The sequence below is a fragment of the Bacillus sp. FSL P2-0069 genome (assembly GCF_038593315.1).
GTDB lineage: Bacteria > Bacillota > Bacilli > Bacillales > Bacillaceae > Bacillus > Bacillus safensis.
The window spans coordinates 2,605,808-2,619,889 of record NZ_CP151984.1 but is presented as its reverse complement, the minus strand read 5'-3'; the positions used below and the strand labels follow the sequence as shown (position 1 = coordinate 2,619,889).

Annotated in this window: 14 protein-coding genes; 11 read left to right on the top strand and 3 right to left on the bottom strand. The window is 43.5% G+C overall.

Going from position 1 to position 14,082, the window contains the following annotated elements; genetic code table 11:
- Positions 1-17: 17 nt before the first annotated feature.
- Positions 18-947: a YegS/Rv2252/BmrU family lipid kinase gene (locus NSQ34_RS13370; protein WP_034279500.1), complete on the top strand. Its 930-nt coding sequence runs from the start codon at positions 18-20 to the stop codon at positions 945-947.
- Between the two features lie 284 nt (positions 948-1,231).
- On the top strand, positions 1,232-2,032 hold the full coding sequence (locus NSQ34_RS13365; RefSeq protein ID WP_024424868.1) for a phosphotransferase family protein: 801 nt from the start codon (positions 1,232-1,234) through the stop codon (positions 2,030-2,032).
- On the opposite strand, the gene NSQ34_RS13360 is transcribed toward NSQ34_RS13365, so the two are convergent.
- The gene (locus tag NSQ34_RS13360) at positions 2,029-2,304 is read right to left on the bottom strand and encodes a YtzH-like family protein (RefSeq protein WP_024424867.1); all 276 of its coding nucleotides are present in this window, start codon (positions 2,302-2,304) and stop codon (positions 2,029-2,031) included. The genes NSQ34_RS13365 and NSQ34_RS13360 overlap by 4 nt on opposite strands.
- 188 nt (positions 2,305-2,492) lie before the next feature.
- Here NSQ34_RS13360 and trmB point away from each other — a divergent pair, with 188 nt between their 5' ends.
- The 3 genes from trmB (at position 2,493) to NSQ34_RS13345 (ending at position 5,872) form a co-directional block, all read left to right on the top strand.
- Entirely contained in the window at positions 2,493-3,134 is a 642-nt protein-coding gene (gene trmB, locus NSQ34_RS13355; protein ID WP_024424866.1) for a tRNA (guanosine(46)-N7)-methyltransferase TrmB, read from the top strand.
- A gap of 117 nt (positions 3,135-3,251) precedes the next feature.
- Positions 3,252-4,100: an MBL fold metallo-hydrolase gene (locus NSQ34_RS13350; RefSeq protein ID WP_024426185.1), complete on the top strand. Its 849-nt coding sequence runs from the start codon at positions 3,252-3,254 to the stop codon at positions 4,098-4,100.
- 74 nt (positions 4,101-4,174) lie between these two features.
- Positions 4,175-5,872: an NAD-dependent malic enzyme gene (locus NSQ34_RS13345; protein ID WP_034279508.1), complete on the top strand. Its 1,698-nt coding sequence runs from the start codon at positions 4,175-4,177 to the stop codon at positions 5,870-5,872.
- Positions 5,873-5,913: 41 nt separating this feature from the next.
- Here NSQ34_RS13345 and NSQ34_RS13340 read toward each other — a convergent pair whose 3' ends face one another.
- On the bottom strand, positions 5,914-6,228 hold the full coding sequence (locus NSQ34_RS13340; protein ID WP_003217759.1) for a PepSY domain-containing protein: 315 nt from the start codon (positions 6,226-6,228) through the stop codon (positions 5,914-5,916).
- Positions 6,229-6,427: 199 nt separating this feature from the next.
- Between NSQ34_RS13340 and NSQ34_RS13335 the strand changes: the two genes are divergently transcribed.
- Positions 6,428-7,501, top strand: coding sequence for a M42 family metallopeptidase (locus NSQ34_RS13335; RefSeq protein WP_098677224.1), 1,074 nt, complete (start codon positions 6,428-6,430; stop codon positions 7,499-7,501).
- 47 nt (positions 7,502-7,548) lie between these two features.
- Here NSQ34_RS13335 and NSQ34_RS13330 read toward each other — a convergent pair whose 3' ends face one another.
- Positions 7,549-7,995: a YtoQ family protein gene (locus NSQ34_RS13330; protein WP_024426182.1), complete on the bottom strand. Its 447-nt coding sequence runs from the start codon at positions 7,993-7,995 to the stop codon at positions 7,549-7,551.
- 200 nt (positions 7,996-8,195) lie between these two features.
- Here NSQ34_RS13330 and NSQ34_RS13325 point away from each other — a divergent pair, with 200 nt between their 5' ends.
- From NSQ34_RS13325 to NSQ34_RS13305, 5 genes are all read left to right on the top strand, one after another.
- On the top strand, positions 8,196-9,224 hold the full coding sequence (locus NSQ34_RS13325; protein WP_034279513.1) for a PTS sugar transporter subunit IIC: 1,029 nt from the start codon (positions 8,196-8,198) through the stop codon (positions 9,222-9,224).
- Positions 9,211-9,531 (top strand): thioredoxin family protein, encoded by a 321-nt coding sequence (locus NSQ34_RS13320; protein WP_111926289.1) that lies wholly within the window; start codon positions 9,211-9,213, stop codon positions 9,529-9,531. Before NSQ34_RS13325 ends, NSQ34_RS13320 begins: the two co-directional genes overlap by 14 nt.
- 20 nt (positions 9,532-9,551) lie before the next feature.
- On the top strand, positions 9,552-10,364 hold the full coding sequence (locus NSQ34_RS13315) for a DUF1444 domain-containing protein (protein ID WP_034279516.1): 813 nt from the start codon (positions 9,552-9,554) through the stop codon (positions 10,362-10,364).
- 16 nt (positions 10,365-10,380) lie between these two features.
- The gene (gene ytpR, locus NSQ34_RS13310) at positions 10,381-10,986 is read left to right on the top strand and encodes a YtpR family tRNA-binding protein (RefSeq protein WP_024424858.1); all 606 of its coding nucleotides are present in this window, start codon (positions 10,381-10,383) and stop codon (positions 10,984-10,986) included.
- 195 nt (positions 10,987-11,181) lie between these two features.
- Entirely contained in the window at positions 11,182-13,914 is a 2,733-nt protein-coding gene (locus NSQ34_RS13305) for a DNA translocase FtsK (RefSeq protein ID WP_326847828.1), read from the top strand.
- Positions 13,915-14,082 lie beyond the last annotated feature (168 nt).

The window sequence follows — 14,082 nt, the reverse complement described above, 5'->3', positions numbered from 1 at the left end:
CTGAGTGGAGCTAATATATGAATGAATGGTACTTTATCGTTAATCCAGAAGCAGGACATGGAAAAGGACTCCGCACATGGAGGAGCATAGAGAAAGAATTACAAAAGGTGGAGGTCTCTTATCGATCATTTCTCACCCAGCATGAAGGCCATGCAGAAGTTTTGGCAAGACAAATCAGTGCCATGCAGGATGACAGGCTGAAGCGCTTGATTGTTATTGGCGGTGACGGCACCATTCATGAAGTACTGAATGGCTTAAAGGAAATCGATCATGTGCAGCTTAGTTTTGTCCCTGCTGGTCATTGGAATGATGCTGCGAAGGGTCTCGGTATCCATCGTCATGATGTCCTAAAAGAAGTGAGAAAGCAAAAGAGAATGCTCACCAAAACATTTTCTCTCGGCTCCTTTCAAGATCATGCCGAAAGTCCGCAATCTGTTCTCTTTCTCAATCATATCGGTGCGGGGTTTGACGCACATGTACTGAGGAAAACGGTGCATTTTAGAGGGAAAAAGTGGCTGAAACGGCTGGGGCTTGGCTTTATCATCTACCCTCTGTCATTTCTCCATTCTTTATGGTCGTTTAAGCCGTTTGATCTTGCGTTATTTATTGAAAATGAGAAGAAAGTCTTTCGCCAAGTGTGGTTTGTGATCGTCTGCAATCACCCGTATTACGGGGGAGGGCTGGAAGCGGCACCGGAAGTGAGTGCGAGGCAGCCAGGTTTTCAAACGTTGGTTGTCACAGATTTGAATCCATTCAAAGTCCTCTTGTTTCTAAGCGCGATGGTGTTCCGAAAGCACCTTGGGATGAAGGGGGTTACCCTGTTTCAGCATGAGGAAGCGTTTTTAGAAGCAGATGAAAAAATCTTATTTCACGCAGATGGAGAAGTGATCGGCGCAACGCCTGTCTTTGTAAAGGCAAGTGAACGATCCTTAAAATTACGTGCTTAAATAACTTGCGGTATATCCTTAGTCAAAGAACCATGAAAAAAGCCTTCTTTTTCGTAAGGTTCTTGTCCTGATTTTTTAGTTTTGCTTGACGAGTATAAGAAGGTAACGATAAAATCTATAGGACGGCTATTGTTTAGCATCTCATTCTCAATAGCTGTCCTTTTTGTTTTTATGATCATATAAATAAAAAAAGAAACAGCCAATTGATCCTCAATCGGCTGAATTTTGTCGACTAAAAAAGCAAGATTTAAAATATTTTAAGAAATGATGGGTTGAAAATTGATATGAACTGGTTGGGACAAATATTAGGTAGCGAATGGCACATCTCTCCGGCTGGAGGCGCTACGGGAGATGCGTACTTCGCAACACACAATGACCAAAAGCTATTTTTAAAACGCAATACGTCACCGTTTCTTGCGGTTTTGTCAGCTGAAGGCATTGTGCCGAAGCTTGTCTGGACAAAACGGATGGAAAATGGAGATGTGATTACTGCACAGCACTGGCTGAGCGGCAGAGAGCTGAAGCCAAAGGACATGAATGATCGTCCTGTAGCAGAGCAGCTAAGAAAAATTCATACATCAAAAGAATTGCTCGATATGCTGAAACGATTAGAGAAGCACTCTCTAGACCCAGAATCCATTCTGATGCATCTGAAACAGTCCATATTAAACGAGCAAATTGATTCACAAGACATTTCGCGTGCCATCCAGTATTTAGAGAAGCATGTGGAGGCTGTCCATTTTGAGGACAAGGTCGTCTGTCATTGCGATCTCAATCATAATAATTGGCTGCTGACAGATGAAAACCAGCTCTATTTGATCGATTGGGATGGGGCGATGATTGCAGACCCAGCGATTGATCTTGGACCGCTTTTATACCATTATGTTGAGGAAGAGAACTGGGAAAGCTGGCTCTCTATGTACGGCGCCCCGCTGACGGACAATTTGCGAAAGCGCATGGCGTGGTACGTGCTCGCTGAAACCGTATCGTTTGTCGTTTGGCATAAACGAAAAGGGAATGAAAAGGCGCAAAAAGAAGTGCAAGCGGAGCTAAATGCACTCTTAAAACGGTTAAACATCCATTAAGACAGTGGAATGTTCTCGACCCACTCAGACAGATGTGATTGATGCTCCTCAATATGTGCATCAATTGAACTGACAGAGGTGCCCTTTTGGCTGTAATCATAAATATCTGTTAACAGCTGACGAATGTCGGCATCCAGATCTTCTTTTGCCAGCATTAATTGAATCACGCGTCCCACCTGTTCATATTCTGCAACAGTCCCGCAGCAATCCAGCTGGTGATCGGTTAAAATATCTTTGATTAATTGAAGCTGATGTTGACGGTTTAAACCCATACAAATGCTCCTTTCCTGCGTGTCATTTATGAGGTTAAACTGTGCATTCAGCGTCCAATTTATACATGCGGCAGACCAGCTCAAGCGAAGGGCTGGTCTTTTTATATGGACATAGAAGATGCTGTCTTGCGGGTCTTTATGTTTCATGGTATCTTGATAAAATGTAAAGAAAATAGAGGTGTATCAAATTGAGAATGCGACATAAACCATGGGCGGATGATTACTTAGCTGAGAATGCTCATATTGCTTTAGCAAGTCCCGAGCAATATAAAGGGAAATGGCATGAGCTGTTTGGAAATGATCATCCAATCCATATCGAAGTTGGGACAGGAAAAGGGAGCTTTATTGCTGGAATGGGCAAGCTTCATCCTGATATCAACTATATTGGCATTGAATTATTTAAAAGTGTTATTGTGACGGCAGTAGATAAAATCAAAGAGACAGATGTTGAAAATGTAAAGCTTTTGAACATCAATGCTGAGACGCTGACAGATGTGTTTGCGGAAAATGAGATTGACCGGGTGTATTTGAATTTCTCTGATCCGTGGCCAAAAGCAAGACACGAAAAGCGCAGATTGACGTTTAAAACCTTTTTAGAGCGATATGAACATATACTCCGTCCAGGCGGTGAGTTACATTTCAAAACAGATAACCGCGGGTTATTTGAATATTCCTTAAAAAGTTTTTCTGCATATGGCCTTCTTTTAACGTATGTCAGCCTAGATTTACATGAGGACGGCTTAGAAGGAAACGTGATGACTGAATATGAAGAGAAATTCTCGTCTATGGGACAACCGATCTATCGATCAGAAGTCAAATTCCCAGAATAACAAGTGATATCAAGCTGGCTGCAATAGAAAAATGGCAGTCAGCTTTTTTTATGAAAAGATTGGTGCATGCGATTTTTGGCTGTATTTGCTACGATAGAAAAAGGAGGGATGACAGCAATGGAGACAATGAAAATAGGTGAAATGGAACTGTTTTGGTTAAACGGGGGAGATACGCACATGGACGGCGGAGCGATGTTTGGTGTCGTGCCAAAGCCATTATGGTCAAAAAAATACCCGGTAAATGACCGCAATCAAATTGAATTACGATGTGATCCAATTCTCATTCGGTGGAAGGGTCTTCACCTGTTAGTGGATTCCGGCATCGGATCAGGGAAGCTGACAGATAAACAAAAACGCAATTACGGCGTGACAGAGGAAACCAAATTGGAAGAATCTCTAGCGGCGCTTGGCCTGCGCCCATCAGATATTGATTACGTATTGATGACACATCTGCACTTTGATCATGCCAGCGGATTAACAAAACGTGAAGGCGATAAGCTCGTGTCTGTTTTTCAGCAGGCAAAAATCATCACATCGAAAATCGAATGGGATGAAATGAGAGCGCCAAACATTCGCTCAAGAAATACATATTGGAAAGAAAACTGGGAGCCTGTGGCAGATCAAGTCGTCACATTTGAAGAAAGCATCGAAGTGACAGAAGGAATCGAGCTGCATCATACAGGCGGCCATAGCAATGGTCATAGCATTTTAACGCTCACAAGTGAGGGCGAAACAGCGATTCATTTAGCTGATATCATGCCAACACATGCTCATAAAAATCCACTTTGGGTTTTGGCATATGATGATTACCCAATGACCTCGATTCCAGCCAAGCAAAAGTGGCAGGCATTTGCAGAAGAAAAAAATGCGTGGTACTTGTTTTATCATGATGCCATTTATCGTGCTGTAAAATGGGACGAAGACGGGCAGATCACACACGAAATCAAAAGAGAAACAGGAAGATAAAAGATCATCTGTATGTTTTTTTCGCCTTTCACACAAAATAACGACAAAATGAACTTGTGAAAGGAAGAGTGCAGGTGAACCAATTTTATCGTGTGCATGGTGATGTGATCGAAACACCATTAAGAGGAATGGAAGTCATGTCAGTCCCTTATTTAAACAAAGGGGTTGCATTTACAAAGGAAGAGCGGGAGGAGCTCGGTTTAAAGGGATTCCTTCCGCCTAAGGTCTTAACCTTAGAGGATCAGGCAAAGCGTGCATATGAACAGTTTAAGGCACAGCCTGATGAACTGGGGAAAAATGTGTATTTAACAGCGCTTCATGACAGAAATGAAGTGCTTTTTTACAAACTGCTAAATGAGCACTTGGCGGAAATGCTTCCGATTGTCTACACGCCGACTGTAGGAACGGCTATTCAGCGTTATAGCCATGAGTATCGAAAGCCGAGAGGGCTGTATTTATCGATTGATGATCTGGAAGGCATGGAAGAGATTTTTGCCTCTTATGGTGTCGATGAATCAATCGACTTAATCGTTGCAACGGATGCAGAAGGCATTTTAGGCATTGGAGACTGGGGCGTTGGCGGGATTGCCATTTCAGTTGGAAAACTTGCTGTTTATACAGCTGCAGCAGGCATTGATCCCAGCCGCGTGCTGGCAGTAGTGCTTGATGCCGGAACGAACCAAGAAAGTCTCTTGAATGATCCGCTTTATGTTGGAAACCAGCACTCCCGCGTTCGAGGAGAGCGCTATGATCAGTTCATTGATCAATATGTCGAGCTTGCCCGCGCTACTTTCCCAAATGCACTCCTTCACTGGGAAGACTTTGGGACAAAGAATGCCCGTGCGATATTGGAAAAATATAAGGACCGTATTTGTACATTTAACGATGACATTCAAGGGACTGGCGCCGTTTCACTTGCTGCAGTTCTGGCATGTGCAAAAGCTTCGAAGGTTCCGCTGAAAGATCACCGTATTGTCATTTTTGGAGCGGGTACGGCAGGTATTGGCATAGCCGAGCAAATCCGTGATGCCATTGTCAGAGATGGAGTCAAAGAAGAGGAGTCCTATGATCATTTCTGGTGTATTGATAAAACGGGGCTGCTCACAGATGATTCACCTGACATTCAGCCATTTCAAAAGCCGTATGCAAGGCGCTCTGACGAAGTAAAGAATTATGCCCGTAATGGTCCAAAGCATTCGATTGATCTATTAGAGGTCGTCAAGCAGGCGAAACCAACAATCTTAATTGGCACTTCGACGGTCGGAGGAGCATTTACAGAGGAAATTGTAAAAGAAATGGCGTCACACGTGGAGCGTCCTGCGATTTTACCGATGTCGAATCCGACACCTCTTTCAGAAGCAAAGCCGCAAGATCTGATCGAGTGGACTGAAGGACGTGCCCTTGTGACAACGGGAAGTCCATTTGATCCTGTCGAATATGGCGGCGTCACATATGAAATTGGACAAGCGAATAATGCCCTTGTCTTCCCAGGCCTTGGTCTAGGCACAATTGTGTCAAAAGCACGCCTCATGACAGATAGTATGTTTGTTGCGAGTGCTGAAGCCATTGCAAGCATGGTCAATGTTGGGAAGCCGGGTGCAGCGATGCTGCCAAGTGTCGATCAGCTTCGAACCGTTTCAGCGACAGTAGCCGTCCGTGTGGCGCAGGCAGCAATTGATGAAGGAATTGCAGAAGAAACGCCTGATGATCTCATTCAGGCTGTGCAGGACGCTATGTGGCATCCTGTCTACAAAAAAATCAAAGCCATATAAAAAAAGCTTCGCAAGGACATGTCTTTGCGAAGCTTTCTTGATCAAGCAACAGAATCAATTACATCCACGATCATGCCAGTTTTGGCATCAATCATCACTTCATACTGTTCAAGCTCACCAAATGCAGAGCGGGTAATGCCAGATTTGTATACATCAATCGTTTCGCCATTTACGGTATACGGTTCTGGTACAGTATAAATCCAAGAGCCATCAATCGGGCCGCGCTGTTTAAAAGCAGATTTCACAATTTTTAATGCTTTTTCAGATGAGATATACGTAGGGAAAAATACTTTCTTTGCAACAATTGCAGCGGCTACGCCAATACTCGCACCAATCAGAACATGTTTTAACTTCAACGTGCTGCACCTCCGTATTGCTGTTTTTTCCATTATACAAAACTTGTCCAACGATGTTAAGGAATCCGAGTACTTGAAAGCATATTCAAAATTTCTGGAGAGATACTTGGAAAACCGAAAGAATTCTTATAGTATAAAGTGAGTGTTATTTTTATAGGAATATATATGGTCATTACATAGAAACGAGGTAAACTGTAGAATGAACGAAGAAACATTGTCGCTTTTCCGAAATTTAACAGAATTACAGGGAACTCCAGGAAATGAGCACCATGTGCGTGCTTTTATGAAAAAGGAACTTGAGAAATATTCTGATGAACTCATTCAAGACCGTCTTGGCGGAGTGTTTGGCGTACGCAAGGGACCGGAAAACGCACCGAAAATTATGGTAGCGGGTCATATGGATGAAGTCGGATTCATGGTCTCATCGATTACGAAAAACGGGATGATTCGTTTTCAAACACTTGGCGGCTGGTGGAGTCAAGTCATGCTGGCGCAGCGTGTGGACGTCCATACCGATCACGGGCCAATTCCTGGTGTCGTCTCTAGTACACCTCCTCACCTTCTTACGCCAGAACAAAAAAGCAAACCTGTGAAGCCGTCAGATATGCTTATTGATATTGGTGCAGACAGTGAAGAAGAGGCAAAAGAGCTTGGCGTTCGTCCAGGACAGCAAATCGTTCCTGCAACGGTTTTTACCCCAATGGCGAATCCAAAAAAGATTTTAGCGAAGGCTTGGGATAACCGCTATGGCTGTGGCCTTGCAATTGAATTATTAAAAGAATTAAAAGACGAATCACTTTCATGTCAGCTGTACTCAGGAGCAACTGTTCAAGAGGAAGTTGGGCTTAGAGGAGCTGAGGTAGCTGCGAATATGATTCAGCCAGATCTTTTCTTCGCTTTAGATGCGAGTCCTGCAAACGATGTGACAGGTGACAAAACACAGTTCGGCCAGCTTGGAAAAGGTGCACTTCTGCGTATTTTTGATCGGACAATGATTACGCACCGCGGAATGAGAGACTTTGTGCTTGATACTGCTGAGACAAACAACATTCCATATCAATATTTCGTATCACCGGGTGGTACGGACGCTGGACGTGTTCATATTTCAAACCAAGGTGTGCCTTCTGCTGTGATTGGAGTTTGTGCACGCTACATTCATACAAGTCATTCTGTTTTGCATGTGGATGATTACGCAGCGGCAAAAGAGTTAATTGTCCGCCTTGTTAAAAATTGTGATCAAAGTACAGTGGATTCTGTTTATCAACAAGTATAAATAGAATAGAGAAAAGGCTGCCTCTTCAATGAGAGCAGCTTTTTTTGTTATTGCTGTTCAAACACATAAGATAACGCCTTGATCGCTTGGTTTACGGTTTCCACAGTGATATTTGCTTTGTTTGATAGTTCCTTTAACGGATGGTGCAGCTCTTTTGGACGGATTAAAATAAGAGGTTTACCTTTTGCAATCGCAGCAGATGCATCCATGGCTGTGTTCCACTGCTTATATTTCTCACCAAAGCGAGCAATGACGACATCTGCTTTGTTTAATAAAATTTCAGTACGGAAATTATTCAAATCAGAAGCTGCATCATCTTTGAAAATGGCATTCGGCTGCTCACCTAAAATATCCTCACCGATGTTATCTGAGCGGTCATGATTTTCCATTGGACCGACAAATGTCACCGGCAGCTTCAAAGATTGGCTTTTCTCCTTGATTTCATCACGCCACTGGCTATGAATTTCTCCAGCTAAATAGACAGTTAATTGCATAACGATCTCCTCCTTTTGTACAAACTTAGTAAAGGTTTGTCCTGTTTCTTTTCATGTTACACAAGAAGTGCTTGATAAAGCAAAAAAAATATGATTATGATATTCATGGTAGAGACTATTTTTCATCGCAAGAATACTACATATAATGGGAAGGACAGGCCTCTTCGTCTTTCCTATGAGAAAGCAGGAAGACGACGTTGATGACTTATTTAAAAAGAAAGGGGATCTCCCTTTCGCCAAAGGTGTATTTCATTGATGCACTTTCTTATATGGCTTTAGGTCTATTTGCTACATTAGTGGTAGGACTGATTTTAAAAACAGCAGGCGGTCTGTTATCACTTCCACTCATCATTAAAATGGGAACCCTCGCCATGGGGCTCATGGGACCGGCGATCGGCGTAGCGGTTGCGTACCGTTTACATGCATCTCCTTTGATCATTTTTGCAAGTGTTGTCTCAGGCGCTGCAGGAGCAGAGCTTGGGGGGCCTGCTGGAAGCTTTGCCGCAGCATTAATTGGTGTGGAACTTGGCAAGCTGGTCAGTGGTGAGACAAAAATTGATATTATTTTAACGCCGCTTGTCACCATTATCACTGGCTTTTTCACCGCTGCCCTAATCGGACCTGGAATTGAAGCCATGATGACAGGGCTCGGCAGGCTCATCATGTGGGGGACAGATCAAAGCCCGCTGATCATGGGCATGCTGGTAGCGACCATTGTTGGACTTGCTCTCAGTTCTCCGATCTCAAGTGCTGCACTTGCGCTCATGCTTGACTTAAGCGGGACAGCTGCTGGTGCTGCAACGATTGGCTGCTGTGCTCAAATGGTCGGCTTTGCCGCTGCAGGCTTTAGAGAAAATCGCTTTGGCGGTCTTGCGGCTGTCGGCATTGGAACGTCAAAGTTGCAGCTTTCGAACATTGTGAAAAATCCCCTCATCCTGATTCCGCCGACAATTGCTGGTCTGATTCTCGCGCCAATTGGTATTATTGGCTTTGGGATGGTCAATAATGCGGCAGGAGCGGGGATGGGAACGAGCGGGCTTGTTGGACAACTCATGACCCTGACCGTCATGGGATTTCATCCATCTGTATTTCTGGCGATCGCTCTCTTGCATATCGTTGGCCCGGCAGTGATTAGTTTGGTAGTATCAGAATGGATGAGAAAGAAAGGCTATATACAATTCGGAGATTTAACCATACAAACTGGAGGAATGAAACATGAAAAAAATTGAATCAAATGAAGAATTACAAAAAGTGATTCAAGAAGACTTAACGGTATTGCTATTTTCAGCTGACTGGTGCCCGGACTGCACATTTATTGAGCCATTCTTGCCAGAGCTTGAAGCAAACTACCCAGAATTTGAGTACTTCTATGTCGATAGAGACAAGTTCATTGATACTTGCTCAGAGTGGGAAATTTACGGTATTCCAAGCTTTTTAGTTTTTAAAAACGGACAAGAGATTAACCGCTTTGTCAGCAAAGATCGTAAGACAAAGGAAGAGATTGAAGCATTTTTAACAGATTCTCTTTCTAAATAACGAAAGGAGAGTCTAAAACGATGGCAAAAATGACATCAAGGCAGCTTGCGAATGAACTCAAAAGCCGTCTGACGAACGACAGCTGGTCACACGAGTTTGACCGGGAAAAAGATACGCTTCGTATTGAAGATAAACAAACAGGCAAAGGCATCACACTAGAGCTCCCGCCAATTATTGCAAAGTGGGAAGTAAAGCCTGATGAAACCATTGATGAGATCGTCTATTATGTGAAAGAAGCGCTGAGTGCCATGAAAGGCGAAGCGCAGCACATTTCAGGAAAAGAAAAGCAGATCTATCCGGTCATTCGTTCCACTTCCTTTCCTGAGGCATCAAGTGATGGGATTCCGCTCGTGTTTGATGAGCATACAGCAGAAACGAGAATCTACTATGCGCTTGACCTTGGAAGCACCTACCGATTAATTGATGAAAAGATGCTCCAAAAGGAAAACTGGACAAAAGAGCGAATCAGAGAAACTGCAAGCTTCAACGTCCGTTCTCTAGAAACAGTAGTGAAAATGGATGAAGTGGCAGGCAACCGGTTTTATTTCTTCCGTGCAAATGACGGGTATGACGCCAGCAGACTTTTAAATGAATCGTTATTACAAGAATACGCGCAAAAAATAGAAGGACAAATGGCGATTTCTGTTCCCCATCAAGATGTATTCATCATTGCTGATGTTCGCAATGATTCAGGCTATGATATTTTAGGACAGATGTCGATGAGCTTCTTCGCCAGCGGCACGGTTCCGATTACCGCATTGTCATTTTTATATGACGAGGGTAAGCTTGAACCGATCTTTATACTTGCAAAAAGCAGACCAAAACAGCAGTAGAAGGGAATTTTGAAGAATGAACGTTTTTTATAATGCAGAAGGTGTAGGCGACACACTCCTTATCTCATTGAAAGATGTGACGAGAGAAGAAGTAGGTCATGAGACGTTTGGAGATGTTGTACGAATCTTCAATCAAGAAACAAAAGAAACAACAGGCTTTAATATCTTCAATGCATCCACTTACATGAAAATTGAAGAAAACGGATCTGTTCCGCTTTCTGAAACCATTGTTCAAGATATCAATGAAATTTTAAACCGTAACGGTGTCAGTGAAACGTTGACTGTGGATTTATCACCAAAATTTGTTGTCGGTTATGTAAAGGAAAAAGAAAAGCATCCGAATGCAGATAAATTAAACATTTGCCAAGTTGATGTGGGCGATGAAACCTTACAAATCGTGTGCGGTGCACCAAACGTTGACCAAGGCCAATATGTTGTGGTGGCGAAGGTCGGTGCAGTGATGCCAAGCGGTATGGTCATCAAAGATGCTGAGCTAAGAGGCGTTCCATCAAGCGGTATGATTTGTTCTGCAAAAGAGTTAGATCTTCCAGACGCACCTGCTGAAAAAGGGATTCTTGTTTTAGATGGAAGCCATCAAGCTGGCGAACCCTTTAAAGCGTAACCTCCCATAAACGGGCACATAGGAGCGAAGAATGTGTTATACCAAAAGTCACTAAGTACGTACTTAGTGACTTTTTTTCATCTACAACAGCATGAACAGCATAAAGCGGCACTTTTCTCGCTTTTCTGCATGAAAAAGCAATGGTATACTAAAAATCGCCCAAGAAAACGTAAGGGGAGTTAAAGTGAGTGATAAATGATGAGTTGGTTAGATAAATTTTTCAGTGTATTTTTAGGAGAAGAAAAGAAAGAAGAAAAAGCTGCAAGACCTGAAGAAGATCTAGCTGCACCAAAGCAGCCAGCTTTTGAACCGCATAAAGAATATAAAAAAATCGAAGATACGAAAGTGTATTATGAATATCCAAAAGGGAACTTTCGCTTTCCGCTCGTTCCAGATGAACCCCAGCGTGATGGAGTGAAGCAGGAGAGAAGACGCGTGAAACCAAGCCAGCCAAAGGCAAAGCAGAAAACCTATCAGCCTAAACAAATGCTTCAGCCTGATATAAATAAAAAGCCATTCAAGCCAGAGCAAATTCCATCACCGATCTATGGCTATCATCAGGATATGCGTCCAAAACGGGCAGATGCAAAAGAAGAAACAGCTTCAGTTCAAAGGAAATCAGCAGAAGAAACGGCGCAGCGTGTCACACTGTTATCAGAAGAGGCAGAGCGTGAACGAAATGTCAGACAGCAAATGAACATCCCGTCTATACAGAAAGAAAAACGTATCGAGGAAATGGCTTCAGCGTCAGCAGAAGAGAGAACGGACAAAGAGCCAGCAGTAACCCCGCATACATTGCAAGAAGAACTCGCTTATCAAGATCATGTTCAAACGACGATGGAACGTTTAACTGACGAGCCGTTCGTCCAGCAAGAAGAAAACGAGCCAGAAGATCATCATGAAGCTGATGTACATAAGCAGCAAGCAGAAGTCTATCAGAAGCAGCCCGTTGAGTCTGAGCCGGAACAGACTGTCTCCGGTGATGAAGAAGAAATAAAGGACGAGCCTGTCCATCAGTTTGAAGATCATACTGAGGAAATAGACATGTTGACCTTCGAAACACCGGAACCTTCGCAGCCAGCGATTGAAATGGAAGTAGACATGCCATCAGAAGAAGCGGCGTTAACAGAAAACATTTCAGCAGAACCGGTGGAAGAACTAGCGGCTGATCCAATAGAAGACAAACAAGAAGAAGCGCCTGCGGCAGCATTTGAAGAAGCTGAGCCAGTCAAACATGACCTGCAGGAAGATCAGCTGGTCCAAGAAGCTGAAATTGAAGAAGATCAAGTGATGCCAGTAGAACAAGTAACAGAGGAACAAACTGCATCTGAAGCGGCAGAAACGGTTATAGAGCAGACAGAGCAGCAAGAACAAACGCATGAAGTCAAGAAAGAAGAACCAAAACAGACATCCCCGCAGCCACAACGCACAAGCGGGCAAACCTCTACGGTTCCGTTTAATGTCATGATGTTAAAAAGCGATCAGCGCGTGCAAGGACAAAAGAAAGCAGCCGATACACAAGGGTATGTTTTTCCAAGTCTCGCCCTTTTAGACGTACCGCCAGCTCAAAAAGAAGAGGACGGCACATGGGTGAAAGAGCGGGCTGAGCTGCTCAATGCGACACTTAAAAATTTCAACGTAAGAGCTAGTGTTGTTCACGTCACACAGGGACCTTCTGTGACAAGGTTTGAAGTACATCCAGAACCAGGTGTCAAAGTGAACAAAATCACGAACCTGTCAGATGATATTAAACTTAGTTTGTCCGCAAAGGATATTCGAATTGAAGCCCCGATTCCAGGGAAAAACACGATCGGGATCGAAGTGCCAAATCTGCATAGTAAAATGGTGTTCTTAAGAGAAATGATCAGAAGCAGTGCGTTTAGAGACAATCCATCTCCTTTAACAGCGGCACTCGGATTAGATATTTCAGGCCAGCCTGTCGTGGTTGATCTGCAAAAAATGCCGCATGGCTTAATTGCCGGAGCCACTGGTTCAGGAAAAAGCGTCTGCATTAATACGATTTTAGTGAGCCTCATGTTTAAAGCATCACCAGATGAAGTGAAAATGCTCTTAATTGATCCTAAAATGGTTGAATTAGCGCCGTATAACCACATTCCGCATCTTGTGAGTCCAGTCATCACCGATGCCAAGACAGCAACTGCTGCTCTGAAATGGGTAGTGGATGAAATGGAAAGACGCTATGAACTATTTGCACACTCTGGCGTGAGAGAAATTAAACGATTCAATGAGCTTGTGAAAGAAAAACAAATGGGAGAAAAACTGCCTTATCTCGTCGTGGTGATCGATGAGCTGGCTGATTTAATGATGGTCGCACCAAATGAAGTCGAAGAAAGCATCTGCCGAATTGCACAGAAAGCAAGAGCATGCGGCATTCACTTATTGATTGCGACACAAAGACCTTCTGTTGATGTCATTACAGGTCTCATTAAAGCTAATATTCCAACAAGAATTGCGTTTTCTGTTTCAAGTCAGGTGGATTCAAGAACGATCATTGACATGGCAGGTGCAGAAAAGCTTCTCGGAAAAGGAGACATGCTCTTCTTAGAAAATGGCTCCGGCAAACCGACAAGGCTGCAAGGGAACTTTGTATCAGACCGTGAGATTGATCAAGTGGTGGCACATGTGAGAAAGCAGCGCAAGCCAGTGTTCCTTTTTGAACAGGAGGAACTCATGCTGCAGGGCTCTGCGATTACAGACGAAGATGAATTGTTTATGGATGCCTGCCGTTTTGCCATCGAGCAGAATAGCGCTAGTACATCAAGTTTGCAGCGAAGATTTAGAATTGGCTACAACCGTGCAGCCAGGTTGATTGACATGATGGAGCGCGAGGGGATGATCTCTGGTGCGAAAGGCAGTAAGCCAAGAGAAGTGCTCATGACACTGAGTGACTTAGAACAGTTGATCTAAACAAACCACTTCATTTTTTTCATAAACATGGTATGATAGCACATAGGTGCAATTTTGTAATTGGACGCTTTTCGCATGTCTGTCAGAGCGCTTTTTTATGTAAAATAAGCGGAAACAGGTGTTAGAAATGGGAAAGTTGTCGGATACTAATCATAGTTAATATTGATT